Source organism: Sphingomonas sp. BGYR3 (assembly GCF_025153455.1).
Lineage (GTDB): Bacteria > Pseudomonadota > Alphaproteobacteria > Sphingomonadales > Sphingomonadaceae > Sphingomonas.
Genome location: NZ_JANZNT010000001.1, coordinates 1280732 through 1299123 on the forward strand (window position 1 = coordinate 1280732; position 18392 = coordinate 1299123).

The window sequence follows — 18392 nt, forward strand, 5'->3', positions numbered from 1 at the left end:
GTGATCCTCTCCTTGTTGTCGCCCGACAGGGTTAAGCCGGTCGCACCCAGCCTTCAAGCTCGCGACCGATCAGCCGTTCCAGCATCGCCATGCCGATCGCGCTGTCGTTCAGGCACGGCAGATAGGCAAAATGGGTGCCGCCCGCCTCGATGAACGATTCGCGCCCCTGCATCGCGACTTCCTCGAGCGTTTCCAGACAGTCGGCGGAAAAGCCGGGGGCAAAAACGACGACCTTCTTCGCGCCCTTGCCCGGCAATTCTTCCAGCGTCTTGTCCGTTGGCGGGCCAAGCCATTCTGCCGGGCCGAATCGGGACTGGAACGCAACGGTCAGCGGCCTGCCCATCGCCTCTGACAACAGGCGCGCGGTCTTCTGGCACTGACAATGATAGGGGTCGCCCAGCATCAGCGTCCGCTTGGGCATCCCGTGAAAGCTGGCGACGATGGCATCGGGTTCGAAATCCAGCCCGGCCAGCCCCTCGGTCAGGCTGTCCTTCAGCGCGGCGATATAGACGGGGTCGTCGTGATAGGGCGGCAGGGTGCGCAGCGCCGGCTGCCACCGCATCCGGCCGAGCTCGCGAAACGCCTCGTCATTCGCCGTCGCGGTCGTCGCCGCGCAATATTGCGGGTAAAGCGGCGCGATCAGGATGCGGTCGCACCCGGCATCCTTCATCGCGCGCAGCCGGTCGACGATGGCGGGCTTGCCGTATCGCATGGCATAATCGACCGTCACGCCCGGCCCGAACCGGCCCTTCAGCGCATTTGCCTGGGCGCGGGTGATCGCGGCCAGCGGCGACCCGTCATCGGTCCATACCTGTTGATAGGCATGGGCCGACTTGCGCGGCCGTACGTTCAGGATGATGCCGCGCAGGATCGGCTGCCACAGCAGCTGCGGAATTTCGATCACGCGCGGGTCGGACAGGAACTGGCGCAGATAACGCCTGACCGATGCGGTGTCGGGTGCATCCGGCGTGCCCAGATTGACGACCAGGACGCCGATCCTGGGCGGTACGACGGGCGGATGATCGGGAGGGAGCGTCATTCGTCTGCTGTCCTGAACGGATGCGTCCGCAACCGGTCCCCTCCCAGTGTTGCGAGCGCATTGGCGATGGCAGGGGCGACTGCCGGCACCCCCAATTCGGAAATGCCGCCCGGTTCGGCATCGCTGCGAAGGATCTCCACAGTGATATCCGGACATTCGGACAGCATCGGCAGACGCATCTGGGCAAATCCGCGCACATCCGCAAGGTTTTCCGTAAAACCGGTGCCACCGGCGATGGCGGCGGCCATTCCGGCCAGCATTCCGCCCTCGATCTGCTGCTGCACCAGGTCGGGATGGATCACCCGCCCGCAATCCACCGCGGCGACCAGCCGGTCGACGCGGACGCGCGCACCCTCCATCCGCGCCTCGGCCAGCACGGCGATGTGCGACCCGGCAAAGCTGTGTGCAGCAATGCCCTGACCGCTGCCGGGTTCCGCCCCCTGCCATTCGCCAAGCGAGGCGATGGTGGTCAGGCAGCGGGCAAGGCGCGGCGATCCGCCAAGCATCGCGATGCGATAGGATAGCGGCTCCGTCTGGGCCAGCCGAGCCAGCTCGTCGACGAAACATTCGGTGAAGAACGCGGTATAGCTGTGGGCGCCCGACCGCCAATATCCGGTAGGCACGCCGATTTCGGCCGGGTGGTGATCCACGGCCAGATTGGCGATGCCATAGGGGGTTTCCGCCCCCGCCACCGCCGCGCGGTCGCCAATGCCCGTCGGCATGACCGATCCGGCTGCGCGGGCCAGATAGGGCCGCATCAGCCGGTCCGCCATTTCCCGCCCCGTCGACGGTGCGGCAATCCGCGCGGCCCAGCCGGTGATCGATCCATTGGCATCCAGCCGCGCCGCCATGCGCGCGGCGGCGGGCGGACGGAACCGGTCCTGCACGCTCTGTTCCGCGCGCGACCAGGTGAGCTGCACCGGCTTTTCCAGCCGCCGGGCCAGGATCGCCGCCTGCGCCGCCACCCGCGTCTCCAGCTTGGCACCGCACCCGCCCCCGCCCTGCATCGGATGCAGGATGACCGCCATCGGATCGATTCCGATGGCAGCGGCGGCGGCCTCGCGCGCCAGCGACGGCGCCTGCGTCGCGATCCACAGGGTCAGCCGGCCGTCCTGCCACGCTGCGGTCGCACTGGCCGGTTCCAGCGGCGTATGGACGACCAGGCCGGCACGATAGCTGCCGGTGATGATCCGCGCGCCGCGAAAACTGGCCGACAGGTCCCCGCGCGACACGATACGCTCGCCCGACCCCTCCAGCGCGGTATCCAGCGCGGCGTCGATGCTGTCGGAATTGACGATGCCGCTGTCGGTGCGAAACCGGGGGGCCAGCACGTCCAGCGCCCGGTCCGCCGCCCACCAGCTGGTCCCGACCACCGCAACCCAATCGGCATAGGTGAACAGGTCGATGACGCCGGGCATCGCCCGCGCGGCCTTTTGCCGGGCACCGATCAGTTCGGTGTCCCCCACCGGCCCGCCTCGGACCGAGGCATGGACCATGCCCGGCAGGCGGATATCGCCGGCGAAATTCGCCGATCCGTCCATCTTTGCCGGCATTTCCAGACGCGGCAGCGGCTGGCCGATTAGGCGTCCGTCGGTATCGTCGCGCAGCGGCGCGGGGTCGGGCGCGTCAAACCCCGCCGCAGCCTCCGCGATCTCGCCGAACCGCAGCGTCTTGTCGCCATGGCGGACGGTACCCCCGATGGCGGTGCACTGCCGCCAGTCGACCCCCCAGCGGTCCGCCGCCGCCATCTGCAACAGGCATCGGGCGGCGGCACCGGCGGCGCGAAATTCCGCCTCGAACCGCCGCACCGATGTGGATCCCCCCGTCAGGGTCAGGCCGATACGGCGCAGCCATTCATCCCGCACCGCGCCGGGCACGCCGGCCAGCCCGTCGCCGAACACGGCATCGGCGGCCATGGCGTTGGCCGATTTCGGCCCGTCCGCCACCGGCTCCACCCCGACATAGCGCCAGTCAGCACCGATCTCGTCGGCCAGCACCATCGACAGGCCGGTCCAGATGCCCTGGCCGAATTCGCCCTGCGGCATCCCGATCGTCACCTGATGATCGCGGCCGACCTTGACCCATCCGGCCAGCTGGACCTCGTTTTCGGCAGCGGCCATCGCATCGGGATAGCGGCGCGGCCACACGCTCCATGCCAGCAACAGCCCGATGCCCGCGCCCCCGCCGATCATCAGCGTCCGCCGGTCGATCGCGGGTCCCCGTTGCTGCGCCTTGCGTGCCATCCGCCCCGCTCTAGCCATCGCCGGGCGGAAGCGCCAGCGCCCGGGAGCCCATGCAAAATCGGAAAGATCGCGCGCGGCGGGCACTCGCGCTTGGGTTTTGCGCCTGCCCCCTTTATGGAACGCGCAACCAACAGGAGCCTGCCGTGATCCTTTCCCTGCTCGCCCAGAGCACCGACTATCTCCGGTTCGAAACACTGGGGCTGCATCCGGTCGCGCTCGACGTCGGTTTCTTTCAGCTCCGCTGGTACTCCCTTGCCTATATCGCCGGGATCATCGTCGGCTGGTGGTATCTGCTGCGGCTGATCGCGCAGCCGGGGTCGCCGATGGCGCGGCGCCATGCCGATGATCTGGTCTTTTATGCCGCGCTGGGCATCATCCTGGGCGGCCGCATCGGCTATATCCTGTTCTATGCCCCCGACATGCTGGTCAATCCGGTGCGCGTGCTCCGGCTGTGGGACGGCGGGATGTCGTTCCATGGCGGGGTGATCGGCACCAGCCTTGCGCTAATCTGGATGAGCCGCAAGGAGGGGCTGAACTGGCTGCGCGTGCATGATTATGTCGCGTGCTGCGTCCCCTTCGGCCTGTTCTTCGGCCGGATCGCCAATTTCGTGAACGGCGAATTATGGGGCAAACCGACCGATGTCGCCTGGGCGATCATCTTTCCGCGCACCATTGCAGGCGGCATCGACCCGCCCCGTCATCCCAGCCAGCTTTACGAGGCGGGGCTGGAGGGGCTGGTGCTGTTCGCGGTCCTCGCCTTTGCCTTCTGGCGCACCAGGGCGCGGTACGAACCGGGCAAGCTGGTCGGCATCTTCCTGCTCGGCTATGGCCTGTCGCGGTTCATCGTCGAATTCTTCCGCGAACCGGACAGCCAGTTTGCCGGCACCTTCTTCGAAAATGTGCTGCACATGGGCCAGGTCCTGACGCTGCCCATGATCGTCGGCGGCATCTACCTGATCCTGACGGCCAAGGGGCGGCGCCAGCGGGTGGAGCCGGTTGCGGGTGCACAGAGCGTCGCCTGATCCCATGGACATGGCCGAACAGGATCATCTGCCCGAACGGCTGGCCCGCGCCATCGCGCTGGCCGGGCCGATCCCGGTCGCGCAATATATGGGCGCGGCCAACGCCCATTATTATGCCACGCGCGATCCGCTGGGCGAACGCGGCGACTTCATCACCGCGCCAGAGGTCAGCCAGATGTTCGGCGAACTGGTCGGGCTTGCACTGACCGATGCGTGGGACCGGGCGGGTCGGCCAGAGGTGCGCTATGTCGAACTGGGGCCGGGTCGCGGCACGCTGGCCGCCGATGCGCTGCGCGCGATGGCGACCGTCGGCCTTGCCCCGCCCGTCCATTTTGTCGAAACCAGCCCTGTCCTGCGCGCGGCCCAGGCGGAACGGGTGCCCCATGCGGAATGGCACGTCGATCTGGTCGGGGTGCCCGACGACCTGCCCCTGATGATCGTCGCCAACGAATTTTTCGACGCCCTGCCCATCCGTCAGCTGATCAAGACGGCAGAGGGCTGGCGCGAGCGGCTGGTGGCCAGTCAGGATACGCTGTTCCTGCCCATTCCCGGCAAGACCGGGTTCGATCAGATCATCCCGCCGCACCTGCGCGATGCACCGCCGGGGTCGATCCTGGAAACCTCGCCCGCCAGCGTCGCGGTGATGCGCGCGCTCAGCCAGCGGCTGGTGGCACAGGGCGGCATCGCGCTGGTCATCGATTATGGCTATGATGGCGGCCCCACGCTTGCCGACACGCTTCAGGCCGTGTCGGGCCATCAATATGCCAATCCGTTCGAGGAACCGGGCAGCCGCGATCTGACCGCCCATGTCGATTTCGCCACGCTGGTCGAGGCGGCACGGGCAGAGGATGCGCTGGCCTATGGCCCTGTTGAACAGGGCGCATGGCTGACCGCGCTCGGCATCGGCCCGCGCGCCGCCGCGCTCGGCAATGCCGCGCCCGACCGGATGGAACAGGTCGAGGCGGACCGGCTGCGCCTTGTCGCGCCGGATCAGATGGGCGCATTATTCAAGGTGATTGCCGTCACCGCACCCGGCTGGCCCGAACCGGCGGGGCTGGCATGACCGTTCATCTGCGCGACGCGACGCCGGACGATGCCGCAACGCTGGCGGCGCTGGCCCGCGATTCGTTCACCGAAACCTTTGGCCATCTGTACCATCCCGACGATCTGGCGCTGTTCCTTGCCGGGCACAGCGCCGAACGCTGGCTGGGCGAGTTGACCGACCCGGCCTTTCGCGTGCGCATGGGACAGGCAGACGGGCGGGCCGTCGCCTATGCCAAGCTTGGCCCGCCCAGCCTGCCGTTCGAGGCGCGCGGCCCGTCCATCGAACTGCGCCAGCTTTATGTACTGAAACCCTGGCAGGGCACGGGCCTTGCCGCCGATCTGATGCAATGGGCGATCGACACCGCCCGCGGCACGGCGGCACAGGACCTGTATCTGTCCGTGTTCACCGATAATCACCGCGCCCGCCGCTTCTATGCCCGCTACGGGTTCGACGAAGTCGGCCCCTATGTGTTCAAGGTCGGCAATCACGAGGATGCCGACATCGTCCTGCGGCTGGCGCTATGAACGGCGACAAACCCGTCGAGGTGCTCCGTTCCACCCTCCTGGACGGGGTCGCGCACGGCTTTCTGGGTCGCCGGGGCGGCGTTTCGACCGGCGTCATGGCCGGCCTGGACATGGGGCGGCGCGGACAGGCGGAATTGTCGCCGGAACTGAGCGAAAATCGCCGCCGCGCGGTGGATGCGGTGCTGCCGGGCGCGACGCTCGTCACCCTGTATCAGGTTCATTCGGCAGAGGCGGTGATCGTCAATGCCGCCATTGCCGATGATGCCCGCCCCCATGCCGATGCGATGGTTACGCGCACGCCGGGCCTGCTGCTCGGCATCCTGACCGCCGATTGCGCCCCGGTGCTGTTCGCCGATGCACAGACGGGCGTGGTCGGTGCGGCCCATGCCGGGTGGAAAGGGGCGATCAGCGGCGTCACCGACCGGACGTTGGATGCGATGGAGCGATTGGGCGCCCGCCGCGACCGCATCGTCGCCGCCATCGGGCCGTGCATCGCCCGCGCCAGCTATGAGGTCGACCTGGCCTTTGCCGAGCGGTTTTGCGCCGACGATGCGGCCAATGAACGCTTTTTCGCCGATGGGCGGGAGGGGCATGTCCAGTTCGATCTGGAGGGGTATGTCGCGCATCGGCTGGCCAGCGCGGGCGTCGGCCGCGTGGCGATGCTGGGCGAGGATACCTATCCGCAAACCGACCGCTTCTACAGCTTTCGCCGGGCCACCCATCGCGGCGAACCGGACTATGGCCGCCAGATCAGCCTGATCGGTCTGTGACGGGCGGTTCCTTGGGGCCGTTTGATCCGCTACCCTGATGCAATCGCGCCCGCACCAGACGGGCGGTCATCCGTATCAGGAGTATTCATGTCCAACGAAACCGAGGCCGATCTGACCGGCGTCACCCCGCGCCGCAGGCCAAAAGCGAATATCGAAACGATCGGCGGACGAAAACTGAGCCCCGCCACGCTGATGATGGGGCACGGTTTCGACCCCGCTTTGTCCGAAGGGGCGCTGAAACCGCCGATCTTTGCCACCTCCACCTTCGTCTTTCCCAACGCCGCGGCGGGCAAGCGGCATTTCGAAGGGGTGACGGGCAAGCGTCCGGGCGGCGCAGACGGCCTTGTCTATTCCCGGTTCAACGGCCCCAATCAGGAAATCCTTGAGGACCGGCTGGGCGTCTGGGAAGAGGCGGAGGACGCGCTCGCCTTCTCCTCGGGGATGAGCGCCATCGCCACCCTGTTCCTCACCTTTGTCCAGCCGGGCGACGTGATCGTCCATTCCGGCCCGCTCTATGCGGCGACCGAAACGATGATCGCGCGGCTGCTGGGCAAGTTCGGCGTCCACTGGCTGGATTTCCCCGCCGGCGCATCGCGCGCGACGATCGAGGGCGTGCTGGAACAGGCCAAGGCAAAGGGCCGGGTGCCGCTGATCTACCTCGAAAGCCCCGCCAACCCCACCAATGTGCTGGTGGATATCGAGGCGGTGTCTGCGGCCCGCGATGCGGTGTTCGGCACGGGTGAGGATCGCCCGCCCATCGCCATCGACAACACGTTCCTTGGGCCGCTGTGGCAGCAACCGCTGCGGCATGGCGCCGACCTCGTCGTCTATTCGCTCACCAAATATGCCGGCGGGCACAGCGATCTGGTGGCGGGCGGCGTGCTGGGGTCGAAACGGCACATGGACATGATCCGGGCGATCCGGAACACCATCGGCACGATCTGCGACCCGAACACCGCATGGATGCTGCTGCGATCGCTGGAAACGCTTGAACTGCGCATGACGCGGGCGGGCGAGAATGCGGCGCGGGTCTGCGCGTTCCTTCGCGATCATGCCAAGGTGGAGCGGGTCGGCTATCTGGGTTTTCTGAAGGACGATGCCCAGGCGGACATTTACCGCCGCCATTGCACCGGGGCTGGCTCCACCTTCTCGCTCTATCTGAAGGGCGGCGAGCGGGAGGCGTTCGCCTTTCTCGACAGCCTGCGCATCGCCAAGCTGGCGGTCAGCCTGGGCGGCACGGAAACGCTGGCCAGCGCGCCCGCCGCAATGACCCATTTGTCGGTGCCCGATGATCGCAAGCGCGCGCTCGACATCACCGACAATCTGGTGCGCATCTCGATCGGCGTTGAAAATGCCGACGACCTGATCGCCGATTTCGATCAGGCATTGGCAGCGGTTTGACGGTAAAGAACTCTTACCCTTCCCACCGCTTCTCGGCAGGCCCCTTCCTCTCCCGCCAGCGGGAGAGGAAGGCAGCGCCGTCAGGCGCGGAAGGGTGAGGGTCTGCTTTCCCCTTCCACCTCCCAGACAAGAATGATGGTTGACCTACCCGTCCGACGCGCCCAATGATAGCGCTATCAAAATGCAGGGCATGACCCTGTGGTTGGGACAGGGAGAGGATGATGGCGCGCACGCTGTTGACCGTGGCGGCTGCCGCGATGCTGGGGGTTTCGATCCCGGCAATCGCGCAGGATCAGGCGCAAACGCCCGTCGCCGAAACCCGGCTGAAGCTGTCCGATCAAGAGTATCTGGAAGCGCGCGGCGTCAACTGGCTGGTCTTTTCAAACTGGTATGATGGCCTGTTCGCCGATGCCAAACATTCCGGCGTCGAACTGATCCAGCAGGGCGTCCGCACCGCGACCAATGGCGACGTCCGCCTGTCCGCGACGCCGGGTCAATGGGATCCCATCGGACGGCTTGTCGAACGCAAAGTGGACAAAGCCTCCGGCACGATCGAGGCGATCCTGGAATATCCGGAGCACAATTTCCGGTACCGCATCATCGGCACGCCCGCAGGCAAGGCGATGCGGTTGCAGGTCGTGCTGGACCAACCATTGCCGGCCGCGCTTGCGGGCAAGGCGGGGTTTAATCTGGAATTCCTGCCCTCGGCCTATTTTCACAAGAGCTTCCTCGCCGATGGCAGGGGCGGCACCATGCCGGTCTATCCCGCCTCCGCGATGGTGGCGGGCGGCGACCGCAATGCAGCGTCGGGGCGAGAGGTCGGGCCGGGGGCGGAAACCCTGCCCTTTGCGTCCGGATCGACCCTGGTGCTGGCGCCAGAGGACGACGCCCGCCGCGTGACGATCCGCTCGGCCAGCGGCCCGCTGACCCTGCACGACGGGCGCAACATGGCCCAGAATGGCTGGTTCGTGGTGCGCGGTGCCCTGCCCTCGGGCAAGACCGGCGCGGTCATCGACTGGACGCTGGAGGCGAACAGCGTCCCCGGCTGGACCCGTCCGCCCAATATCGGCCATTCGCAGCTTGGCTATGCCCCGGCGCAGAAAAAGGTCGCGGTGATTGAACTGGACGCCAATGCCCGTCCCGCGGTGAACGCGCGACTGATCCGCATTACTGAAACCGGCGAACAAGTGGCGGGCACCGTGCCGGCCAAGGCGTGGGGCAAGTACAAGCGCTACCAGTATCTGACCGCCGATTTCACCGCGACGACCGCGCCGGGCCTGTATCAGATCGATTATGACGGCACGCGCACTGCCACGTTCCGTATCAGCGCCGATGTGTTCGCCGATGCCTGGCACCCCACCAACGACGTGTTCATGAACGTCCAGATGGACCATATGTTCGTGAACGAGGCGTATCGCGTGTGGCACAGCGATCCGCACCGCGACGATGCGCGACAGGCGCCCGTCAATCACGAACATATCGACCTGTATCGTCAGGGACCGACCACCGACACCAGCTTCAAACCCGGCGAGCATATCCCCGGCCTGAATGTCGGCGGCTGGCTGGACGCCGGCGATTTCGACATCCGTACCCAGACGCAATATGCCGCCATTCGCGGCCTTGTGAACGCCTGGGAAAGCTGGAAACCGGCGCGCGACACGACCTGGATCGACACTGCGCTCCGCCGCGTCGAACTGCACGTGCCGGACGGCAAGCCGGACGTGGTGCAACAGGTGGCGCACGGCACCCGCTACCTCGTGTCGATGTACGATGCCGTCGGCTATGCCGTGCACGGCGTGGTCGAACCGGACGTGGCGCAATACACGCATCTGGGCGATGCGGCGGCCAAGACCGATGGCCTGATCTATGACCCGTCGCTGAAATATGGCGAGGAAAAGGGCGGACGCAGCGGCAAGCCGGATGACCGCTGGGTGTTTACCAGCAGATCTTCTGCCCTGAATTACGGATCGGCCGCAGCGATGGCGGCGGCATCGCGCGTGCTGGGCGGGGTTGACGACGCGCTGGCGGCAAAGGCGCGCAAGCTGGCCATTCAGGTCTGGGATGAGGAACAGTCGCACCCGCCCTTCACCTTCAGCCACGGCAACACCACCGGCGGACCGCTTGAGGCGGAAATGTTCGACGCGGCGGTCGAGCTGCTGCTGACCACCGGCGACAGGACGAAATACGCCCCCCATGTCGCCCGGCTGTGGGACGAACTGGCGGCGAAGAACATGGTCGATTGGCAGACCGCGATAAAGGCGCTGCCGATGATGGATGCGGCCTATCGCGGCAAGCTGGAAACGGCGGCGCGCGAATGGGCGGCGGTCGATGCCGGACTGGCAAAGGCCAATCCGTTCGGCGTGCCGGTGACAGAGGGGGGCTGGGCGGGGTCCGGCGCGGTCGTCAGCCATGGCCTGACCGCCTATGCGCTGCACAAGGCGTTTCCCGGGATAGTCGATGGCAGCGCAGTGTTCCGCTCGATGGATTTCCTGATGGGCACGCATCCCTATCACAATCTGTCGCTCGTCTCCGGCGTCGGCACGCGGTCGAAGGAAGTCAGCTATGGCAGCAACCGTGCTGATTTCAGCTTCATCGCAGGCGGCGTGGTGCCCGGTATCCTGATGCTGAAGCCCGATTTTCCGGAGAACAAGGAGGACTGGCCGTTCTTCTGGGGCGAAAACGAATATGTCGTGAACTTGGGTCCTGCCTTCATCCAGCTCGCCAACGCCGCCAACGAACTGGCGGCGCGGTAATCCCGTCGGGTCGACGTGCTCTGGCCTTGAAGGCCAGCGCACGACGCTCGATCAGGTGCCATGAGGCATAGCCGAACAGCGCCGCAGTCGGCAGGCTGAGCATGAAAACCGCCTGCCACGTCGCCCCTTCGCCCAAAAGAACGCGCCACACCTGCTGCACCGGCCAGCCGTAAAGATACATGCCGTAGGATATGTCGCCGAAGCGATCGAGACCCGGCAATTGCCAGCGCGGATGGGTGGCGATCCAGATCAACGGATAGGCGCCCCAAAGCCCGAAGGTTTCGAGGGGCAGGCCGATGCGAAAACCGACCACGGCCAGCATCGCACACAGGGCGATCGGCCAGGCGGGATAGGCGGGCCGGCCGCGCAAGAGGAAATGGATCGCCGCGCCCGCAAAGAAGGCCGGGACGACGAGGAGCACGATCCGCGCCTCGGCCAGCCCCACCCATGGCGACATGAGCAACGGCACGACCAGCACCGTGCCCAGCCCTATGGCCAGAACCGCCCACAGGCGCATGATGCCCAGCATCATCAGCAGCGCGATCGCCACATAACAGGCGATTTCGTACAAGATCGTCCACATGGACCCGTTGACCACCCAGCCATAGTCGCCGGGATAGAATTGCAGGCCGCTCAGAAGTAGTCCGTCGAGCAGCAACAGCCCCTTTGCCACATATCGAAAAGGGATCGTCGAGGTCAGGAAACCCATCGCACCGCGGGCGTGGAAGAACGGGGCAACCACGAACGCAGTCAGGACAAGTACGACCAGCAACGCCGGATAGATTCGCAGCGCGCGATTGAGCAGGAATGCCCGCCACGATGGGTTGAATCCAGCGCTCTGCGCAATCAGGAATCCGCTCATCGCAAAGAACATGGCAACGCCGAAAAGACCCAGAATCGGCGCGTCCAGATACCGGACAAAGGGTTCGTTGACCTCGCTGTCCTCGGCAATCGGAAAGGAATGCGAAAAGATCACGGCGCTTGCCGCCACCAGGCGCAGCCAGTCGAAATTGCTGAAGCGGGGGCGTGGCGCTGCTCCGGTCAACCCCGCTTCCAATATCCTTGAGCCACGGTTCGGCACGCTGTCCGTCACGATCGTCTGCCCCCGGAGACACGATACCGTGTTGCAGCGGTGCGCCCTCTGCGCCTACCGTTCTTGGCATGACACCCGTTACCAAACCGTTCATCACCGGCCTGCCAAAGGCGGAGCTTCACCTGCATATCGAGGGGAGCCTGGAGCCGGAGCTGATGATGGCGCTGGCCAGGCGCAACCGCGTCGACATCCCCTTCGCCACGGTGGAGGATATCCGCGCAGCCTATCAGTTCAGCCGGCTGCAGGATTTCCTGGACATCTATTATCAGGGCGCGAACGTGCTGCGCACCGCAGAAGACTTCCGCGATCTGGCCATCGCCTATTTCGACCGGGCGGCGGCGGACGGCGTCGTCCATGCAGAGATTTTCTTCGATCCCCAGACGCACACCGACCGCGGCATTGCGTTCGATACGGTCATGCAGGGCCTGCTTGCCGGGATGGCAGCGGCAGAGGAACGGCATGGCCTTACCTCGAAACTGATCCTCTGTTTCCTGCGTCACCTGGATGAGGATGCGGCCTTTGCCACCCTGGCTCAGGCGGAGCCGTGGCTGGACCGGATCACCGGCGTCGGCCTGGATTCGTCCGAGCTTGGCCATCCGCCGGAAAAGTTTGCCCGCGTCTTTGCCCGCGCCCGGGATGCCGGGCTGAAACTGGTCGCCCATGCCGGAGAGGAAGGACCGCCCGATTATGTCGAACAGGCGCTGGATGTGCTTCGCATCGACCGGCTGGACCATGGCAATCGCAGTCTTGAGGACGATGCGCTGACCCGGCGGCTGGCCGAAACGGGCATGACGCTGACGGTGTGCCCGCTGTCCAACCTGAAGCTGTGCGTCGTCCCGTCGCTGGATGCCCATCCCATCGACCGGATGCTGCAACTGGGCCTGCGCGCGACGGTGAACAGCGACGATCCCGCCTATTTCGGCGGCTATGTCGCCGAAAACTACCGCGCGGTCGCGGCGGCACGCGGGCTGTCGCACGGCGATCTGGCAACGCTGGCCCGCAACAGCTTTACCGGCAGCTTCCTTGATGCGGACAGCATTGCAGCCCATGTCGCCGCAGTCGATGCCTTTGTCGCGGAACACGCCTGATGCCGATTTTCACGCCCATTCTGCACGATGCCTTTGCCGATCTGATCCGTGCGCTGGCGGCCGAACTGGCGGCGGACGACTGGCAGCCGGATTTCATCATCGGCATCGGCCGGGGCGGCCTTGCCCCCGGTGTCTATCTCAGCCACGCCACGGGGCTGGCCACGCTGTCGGTGGATTATTCTTCGAAGAACGCTGATTTCTCCGAAGCGCCGCTCGACCGGCTGGCGGAACGGACGCGGGCCGGCGAGCGGCTGTTGTTCCTCGATGACATCAACGATACCGGCGGCACCATCGGCAAGCTGCGCGAACGCATGGCGGCCAAGGGCGCGGCGATGGGTCAGGTCCGCTTTGCCACGCTGCTCGACAATGTCCGCTCCACGCAAAAGGTCGATTACCGCGCCCGCATGATCGACCGGGCAGTGACCAAGGACTGGTTCATCTTTCCGTGGGAGGCGATGGCCCCGGACAGCGCGATTGCCGCCGACGCGGCCGAGGTGCCGGAACGCACCGCCTGATCGCGCGGACGTGAAAAAGGGCGCGGGTGTGGCCCGCGCCCTTTCCAATCCGGGGGTTTGCTTGCGTTAGCGGACCTGCGGCGTGGCCGGTTCGCTCTCTTCGGTCGGCTTGGCCTCATCCGTCTGCGATTCCGGCGCGGGGCTGGTCGTCGCGTTCGGATCCTGCGGCTCCGTCGTCGGCGTCGGGCTGGTCGTCGGCGCGGTCGATGCGTCCGGCGTCTGCTCCGGTGACGGGGTCTGCGTCTGCTGCGTATCGGTCGGGGCCGACGGGGCGGTCTGCGTGCCCGGCGTCGTCTGGGCCGCGGCAATGCCGGTGGCCGACAGCATCAGGGCGCTGGCAGTGAGGAACTTGGTAAGCATAGTTACTCTCCTTTGGTAGGACACCCAAGGAAAACTGCCGATCCCCGCCATGGTTCAATCGATCCGTCGCCGGATTGCCACGGCTTTCGGTCAGCCGTGCCGTTTCACCGGCCGGAATTCAGCCCCTTACGCAAATCAACCGCACTGGGCGCGATGAAGCAGCTTCTGATCGGCCAGAACCAGCGCCATCATCGCCGCCACCACCGGTGCGCCGCGAATGCCGACGCACGGGTCGTGCCGTCCCTTGGTCAGGATCTCGGTCGCCTCCCCCTCCCGCGTCACCGTTTCGACGGGGGTCAGGATGGAACTGGTCGGCTTGAACGCCACCCGCACAAGAACGGGCTGGCCAGTCGAAATGCCGCCAGCAATGCCGCCCGCGTGATTGGCCAGGAATTGCGGCGTCCCGTCCTCGCCCGGCCGCATGGCATCGGCATTCTGTTCGCCGGTCAGGGTCGCTGCGGCAAAGCCGTCGCCGATCTCCACGCCCTTCACCGCGTTGATGCTCATCATCGCGGCGGCCAGTTCGCTGTCCAGCTTGGCATAGAGCGGCGCGCCCCATCCGGCGGGCACGCCGCGCGCCTCGCACGCAATGACCGCGCCCAGCGACGATCCGCTCTTGCGCGCGCCGTCGACCAGCGCCTCCCAGCGCGCTGCGGCCGCTGCATCGGGACAGAAAAAGGGATTGTTCCCGATTTCCGCCGCATCGAAATTGGCATAATCGATCGCATCGCCGCCAATCGCCTCGACCCAGGCGGTGATCGTCACCTCCGGGATCGCCAGCCGGGCGACGCCGCCCGCCGCGACCCGCGCCGCCGTTTCCCGCGCCGAGGATCGCCCGCCGCCGCGATAGTCGCGAAAGCCGTATTTGGCGTCATAGGCATAATCGGCATGGCCGGGGCGATAGGCCTTTGCGACGTCCGAATAATCCTTGGACCGCTGGTCGACGTTTTCGATCATCAGGCTGATCGGCGTGCCGGTCGTCCGCCCTTCGAACACGCCGGACAGGATGCGGACCTGATCCGGTTCCTGCCGCTGGGTGGTAAAGCGCGACTGGCCGGGACGGCGCTGGTCCAGGAACGGCTGAATGTCCGCCTCGCTCAGCGACAGGCCGGGGGGGCAGCCATCGACCACCGCGCCCAGCGCCGGGCCATGGCTTTCGCCCCAGGTGGTAAAGCGGAACACCCGCCCGAACGTGTTGAAACTCATGCGTCCTCCCCCAGCGCCGCAAAGGCGGGGGCATGCGCCGCCACGCCGCGCACGCCGGGCGGCATGGGCCGTCCGGTCAGCACCGCCGCCATGAAATGATCCCCGGCATAGGGGCTGTCGAACCCGGCTGCCGTCTCGGCCTTGAACCCGAACCGGGCATAATAGGCCGGATCGCCCAGCACGAAGCACAGGCCGAGCCCGGCGCGGGACAGCTGTTCCAACCCGGCGGAAACCAGCGCCTCGCCAACCCCCTGTCGCCGATATTCGGGCAGCACGGCCAGCGGCGCCAGCGCGACCGCAGCAACGGGATCGCCATCCAGCTCAACGTGCATCCGGCTGAATATCGCGGCCCCGGCCAGCGTGCCGCCCGCCTCGTCCGCCGCCACCATCGCCAGCACCATGTCGCCATCCAGGCACAGCCGCATCAGCAGCTCCGCCTCGGCCGGCGCGGCGAAGTTCTGGCGCATCAACCGGTCGATGCCAGCCACGTCGCCGGCACCTGCGGGGCGGACGGTCAACGTCATCGTGCCGTCACGACAATGCGATGTCGGGCGCGTCCTCGGCCTTCATGCCCACGACATTGTACCCGGCATCGACATGATGGATCTCGCCCGTCACGCCGGCCGACAGGTCGCTGAGCAGATACAGTCCGGCGCCGCCGACATCCTCGATCGTCACGTTGCGCTTCAGCGGCGCGTTCAGCTCGTTCCACTTCAGGATATAGCGGAAATCGCCGATGCCGCTCGCCGCCAGCGTCTTGATCGGCCCGGCCGAGATCGCGTTGACGCGGATATTGTCGCGGCCAAGGTCAACGGCGAGATATTTCACGCTGGTATCCAGCGCCGACTTGGCGATGCCCATGACATTGTAATGCGGCACGACCTTTTCCGACCCGTAATAGGTCAGCGTGAGCAAGCTGCCGCCATTCGGCATCAGCGCCTTGGCATGACGCGCCACGGCGGTGAAGGAATAGACGCTGATGTTCATCGTCATCAGGAAATTGTCGAGGCTGGTTTCGTAATAGCGGCCGCGCAGCTCGTTCTTGTCCGAAAAGCCGATGGCGTGGACCACGAAATCAATCGTCGGCCAGCGGGCCGCCAGCGTCGAAAAGGCCGCGTCCACGCTGGCCATGTCGGACACCTCGCACGGAAAGCAGAAATCCGATCCCAGTTCGGCGGCCAGCGGAACCACACGCTTGGCCAGCGAATCATTGGGATAGGTAAAGGCCAGCTCGGCGCCATGTTCGGCAAGTTGCTTGGCAATGCCCCAGGCAAGTGACTTGTCGTTCGCCAGGCCCATGATGAGCCCGCGCTTGCCCGCCATCAATCCAGTCATGCGTTCCCTTCCGCGCCCAAGTCCTTGTTCGACGCGCTCTCTAGACCGGTTTCGGGCGATTCTGCCAGCGCCGCGTTCAGTTGCGCACCCACAACGACGCCCAGCCCCACGATGAAGAAGAAGATCAGGGCGATCATCACCCCCGCCAGGCTGCCATAGGTCAAGTCGTAATTGGCCAGATTGGTCAGGATGATCGGCAGCAATGCGGTCGTCGCCAGCCACCATCCGGTGGTCAGCGCAGCGCCCGGCCATTTCGGATTGTTCGACCGGCGATAAACGCCGGGGGTCAGGGCGTAGAACAGGATATAGAGCGCGGCGAACAGCGCGATGCCCGGCACGAACCGCGACAGGCTAAGCGTCGTCTGGATGTCGGTGGCAAAGGGGAAGAATTGGGTAATGAACGCCTCCACCCCGGTCAGCGCGACCTGAAAGCTGAATGCCGTCATCGCCAGGATGACCGAGGCAAAGATCATCCCGATCGCGCTCAGCCGGTATTCCCAGAACGGCCGGCTCATCTTGACGCCATAGGCCTGTCGCTGGATCGCGCGCAGCGTCTCGACAAAGCTGGCCGTGGTCCACAGCCCGACGATCGCGCCCAGCCACAACAGCGATCCCGAACGGGCCTGCAGCACGTCCAGGATCGGTTTTTGCAGCACCAACGCGACATCGGGCGGCATGGTGCGCAAAAACGCCTCGACCGTGCGCAGCCCGTCCTCGGTCCGGCCGAACAGCCGGGCGATGGCGGCGGCGACGATGAAGAACGGGAACAACGTGACCAGGCTCAGATAGGCCAGATTGCCCGCATGGGTGAACCCTTCGGCAAACACGCCGGCAACGACGCGCTTGGCGACCTCGAACACGCGCTGGCTGATGCCGAGATTGGCCAGCCGCTGCTGGAGCCCACCCTGTTCACGACGTGCCTCGGGTGTTTGCGATGAGCCTTCAGTCATGCCAGTCATAACCCGCTGCCCGTCACTTTGCTCCGCACCGGCTGGCAGGATCAAAGGCCGAGCCGGCTGCGCGGGTCATGCGTGGCAGCGCCGGGCCAGTCGCGGGCGAACGCGGTCAACGCGGCATCGTCGGCCGGCAGGTCGATCATCAGCGTGACCAGCTGATCCCCCCGGCCGCCGCCCTTTTTGTGAAACCCCTTGCCGCGCAGGCGCATCACCTTGCCCGATGTCGACCCGGCGGGCAGTTTCAGCATCACGCTGCCGTCCACCGTCGGCACCTTCACCTCACCGCCCAGCACCGCTTCGGCCAGGCCAATGGGCAGGTCGATGCGCACATCGTCGCCGTCGCGGGTAAAGAACCGGTGCGCCTGAACCTCGATGGTGACGATGGCGTCGCCCGCCCCGCCCGGCCCCGGCTGCCCCTTGCCCGCCAGCCGCATCTGCGTGCCGGTCTCCACCCCGGCGGGCAGTTTCAGGTCGATGGTCTTGCCATCGTTCAGCGTGATGCGCTGCGGGGCCAGCATGGCCGCATCGACGAACGATACCGCCAGGCGATAGGGGATGTTGCCGCCCTTTGGCTGGGGCCGTCGGCCGAACCCGCTGGCAAAACCGCCGCCCCGCGCGCCTGCACCGCCGCCGAACAGCCCCTCGAAAATATCGGTGAAATCCCCGCTGTCGCCCGAAAAGTCGAACCCGCCGGGGCGGCCCTGTCCACCCGGCCCGCGCGCGCCGCCAAAACCGAACGGCATGGCCGGATTGCCGTCCGCGTCGATCTCTCCCCGGTCGAACCGGGCGCGCTTGTCCTTGTCGCTGAGCAGGTCATAGGCCTGCGTCACCGTGGCAAAGCGTTCGGCCGCACGCGGATTGTCGCGATTGCGGTCGGGGTGCAGCTCCTTGGCCAGCTTGCGATAGGCGGACTTGATCTCCGCCTCGCTCGCACCGCGTGCCACGCCCAGAGTGGTATAGGGATCTGCTGCCATTTGAGGTCCGTTACTCCTGTCGCGCGCCTATGTGGGGGAAAGCAGGCGCTGACGCAATTCCGGCGGAT

Annotated in this window: 17 protein-coding genes; 8 read left to right on the forward strand and 9 right to left on the reverse strand. The window is 66.1% G+C overall.

The annotated features are described in order from the left end of the window. Positions 1–31: 31 nt before the first annotated feature. Positions 32–1039 (reverse strand): ferrochelatase, encoded by a 1008-nt coding sequence (gene hemH / locus NYR55_RS05895; protein WP_260020279.1) that lies wholly within the window; start codon positions 1037–1039, stop codon positions 32–34. Beyond that, positions 1036–3282, reverse strand: a complete 2247-nt coding sequence (locus NYR55_RS05900; RefSeq protein WP_260020280.1) for a molybdopterin cofactor-binding domain-containing protein — start codon at positions 3280–3282, stop codon at positions 1036–1038. Before NYR55_RS05900 ends, hemH begins: the two co-directional genes overlap by 4 nt. A gap of 143 nt (positions 3283–3425) precedes the next feature. On the opposite strand from NYR55_RS05900, the gene lgt reads away from it, so the two are divergent. The 6 genes from lgt (at position 3426) to NYR55_RS05930 (ending at position 10797) form a co-directional block, all read left to right on the forward strand. Next, positions 3426–4304 (forward strand): prolipoprotein diacylglyceryl transferase, encoded by an 879-nt coding sequence (gene lgt / locus NYR55_RS05905; protein WP_260020281.1) that lies wholly within the window; start codon positions 3426–3428, stop codon positions 4302–4304. Between the two features lie 10 nt (positions 4305–4314). Next, positions 4315–5367, forward strand: coding sequence for an SAM-dependent methyltransferase (locus tag NYR55_RS05910; protein ID WP_260020282.1), 1053 nt, complete (start codon positions 4315–4317; stop codon positions 5365–5367). Beyond that, on the forward strand, positions 5364–5873 hold the full coding sequence (locus NYR55_RS05915) for a GNAT family N-acetyltransferase (protein ID WP_260020283.1): 510 nt from the start codon (positions 5364–5366) through the stop codon (positions 5871–5873). Before NYR55_RS05910 ends, NYR55_RS05915 begins: the two co-directional genes overlap by 4 nt. Continuing rightward, a complete protein-coding gene (pgeF, locus tag NYR55_RS05920) occupies positions 5870–6643 on the forward strand; it encodes a peptidoglycan editing factor PgeF (RefSeq protein ID WP_260020284.1) in 774 nt (257 codons plus the stop codon). The genes NYR55_RS05915 and pgeF overlap by 4 nt, the downstream gene beginning before the upstream one ends. 87 nt (positions 6644–6730) lie before the next feature. Next, a complete protein-coding gene (locus NYR55_RS05925) occupies positions 6731–8044 on the forward strand; it encodes a cystathionine gamma-synthase family protein (protein WP_260020285.1) in 1314 nt (437 codons plus the stop codon). Between the two features lie 221 nt (positions 8045–8265). Next, positions 8266–10797, forward strand: a complete 2532-nt coding sequence (locus NYR55_RS05930) for a glycoside hydrolase family 9 protein (RefSeq protein WP_260020286.1) — start codon at positions 8266–8268, stop codon at positions 10795–10797. On the opposite strand, the gene NYR55_RS05935 is transcribed toward NYR55_RS05930, so the two are convergent. Continuing rightward, on the reverse strand, positions 10754–11842 hold the full coding sequence (locus NYR55_RS05935; RefSeq protein WP_260020287.1) for an acyltransferase: 1089 nt from the start codon (positions 11840–11842) through the stop codon (positions 10754–10756). The genes NYR55_RS05930 and NYR55_RS05935 overlap by 44 nt on opposite strands. Before the next feature lie 116 nt (positions 11843–11958). Between NYR55_RS05935 and NYR55_RS05940 the strand changes: the two genes are divergently transcribed. Further along, on the forward strand, positions 11959–12978 hold the full coding sequence (locus NYR55_RS05940; RefSeq protein ID WP_260020288.1) for an adenosine deaminase: 1020 nt from the start codon (positions 11959–11961) through the stop codon (positions 12976–12978). Beyond that, a complete protein-coding gene (locus tag NYR55_RS05945; protein WP_260020289.1) occupies positions 12978–13493 on the forward strand; it encodes a phosphoribosyltransferase domain-containing protein in 516 nt (171 codons plus the stop codon). The genes NYR55_RS05940 and NYR55_RS05945 overlap by 1 nt, the downstream gene beginning before the upstream one ends. A gap of 66 nt (positions 13494–13559) precedes the next feature. Here NYR55_RS05945 and NYR55_RS05950 read toward each other — a convergent pair whose 3' ends face one another. From NYR55_RS05950 to NYR55_RS05975, 6 genes are all read right to left on the reverse strand, one after another. Then, entirely contained in the window at positions 13560–13853 is a 294-nt protein-coding gene (locus tag NYR55_RS05950; protein WP_260020290.1) for a hypothetical protein, read from the reverse strand. A gap of 135 nt (positions 13854–13988) precedes the next feature. Next, on the reverse strand, positions 13989–15059 hold the full coding sequence (aroC, locus tag NYR55_RS05955) for a chorismate synthase (RefSeq protein WP_260020291.1): 1071 nt from the start codon (positions 15057–15059) through the stop codon (positions 13989–13991). Beyond that, positions 15056–15583 (reverse strand): N-acetyltransferase, encoded by a 528-nt coding sequence (locus NYR55_RS05960; RefSeq protein WP_260020292.1) that lies wholly within the window; start codon positions 15581–15583, stop codon positions 15056–15058. The genes aroC and NYR55_RS05960 overlap by 4 nt, the downstream gene beginning before the upstream one ends. 7 nt (positions 15584–15590) lie before the next feature. Continuing rightward, on the reverse strand, positions 15591–16394 hold the full coding sequence (fabI, locus tag NYR55_RS05965) for an enoyl-ACP reductase FabI (RefSeq protein WP_260020293.1): 804 nt from the start codon (positions 16392–16394) through the stop codon (positions 15591–15593). Then, positions 16391–17344: a YihY/virulence factor BrkB family protein gene (locus NYR55_RS05970; protein ID WP_260020294.1), complete on the reverse strand. Its 954-nt coding sequence runs from the start codon at positions 17342–17344 to the stop codon at positions 16391–16393. The genes fabI and NYR55_RS05970 overlap by 4 nt, the downstream gene beginning before the upstream one ends. A gap of 50 nt (positions 17345–17394) precedes the next feature. Beyond that, entirely contained in the window at positions 17395–18324 is a 930-nt protein-coding gene (locus tag NYR55_RS05975) for a DnaJ C-terminal domain-containing protein (protein ID WP_260020295.1), read from the reverse strand. Positions 18325–18392 lie beyond the last annotated feature (68 nt).

Bases quoted from the DNA above. Each gene is read 5' to 3' on its own strand.
- pgeF (WP_260020284.1), top strand. From the start codon at position 5,870: ATGAACGGCGACAAACCCGTCGAGGTGCTCCGTTCCACCCTCCTGGAC.
- NYR55_RS05960 (WP_260020292.1), bottom strand. From the start codon at position 15,583: ATGACGTTGACCGTCCGCCCCGCAGGTGCCGGCGACGTGGCTGGCATC.
- NYR55_RS05910 (WP_260020282.1), top strand. From the start codon at position 4,315: ATGGCCGAACAGGATCATCTGCCCGAACGGCTGGCCCGCGCCATCGCG.
- NYR55_RS05950 (WP_260020290.1), bottom strand. From the start codon at position 13,853: ATGCTTACCAAGTTCCTCACTGCCAGCGCCCTGATGCTGTCGGCCACC.
- hemH (WP_260020279.1), bottom strand. From the start codon at position 1,039: ATGACGCTCCCTCCCGATCATCCGCCCGTCGTACCGCCCAGGATCGGC.
- aroC (WP_260020291.1), bottom strand. From the start codon at position 15,059: ATGAGTTTCAACACGTTCGGGCGGGTGTTCCGCTTTACCACCTGGGGC.
- NYR55_RS05940 (WP_260020288.1), top strand. From the start codon at position 11,959: ATGACACCCGTTACCAAACCGTTCATCACCGGCCTGCCAAAGGCGGAG.
- NYR55_RS05915 (WP_260020283.1), top strand. From the start codon at position 5,364: ATGACCGTTCATCTGCGCGACGCGACGCCGGACGATGCCGCAACGCTG.
- NYR55_RS05945 (WP_260020289.1), top strand. From the start codon at position 12,978: ATGCCGATTTTCACGCCCATTCTGCACGATGCCTTTGCCGATCTGATC.
- NYR55_RS05930 (WP_260020286.1), top strand. From the start codon at position 8,266: ATGGCGCGCACGCTGTTGACCGTGGCGGCTGCCGCGATGCTGGGGGTT.
- NYR55_RS05970 (WP_260020294.1), bottom strand. From the start codon at position 17,344: ATGACTGAAGGCTCATCGCAAACACCCGAGGCACGTCGTGAACAGGGT.
- NYR55_RS05900 (WP_260020280.1), bottom strand. From the start codon at position 3,282: ATGGCACGCAAGGCGCAGCAACGGGGACCCGCGATCGACCGGCGGACG.
- fabI (WP_260020293.1), bottom strand. From the start codon at position 16,394: ATGACTGGATTGATGGCGGGCAAGCGCGGGCTCATCATGGGCCTGGCG.
- NYR55_RS05925 (WP_260020285.1), top strand. From the start codon at position 6,731: ATGTCCAACGAAACCGAGGCCGATCTGACCGGCGTCACCCCGCGCCGC.
- NYR55_RS05975 (WP_260020295.1), bottom strand. From the start codon at position 18,324: ATGGCAGCAGATCCCTATACCACTCTGGGCGTGGCACGCGGTGCGAGC.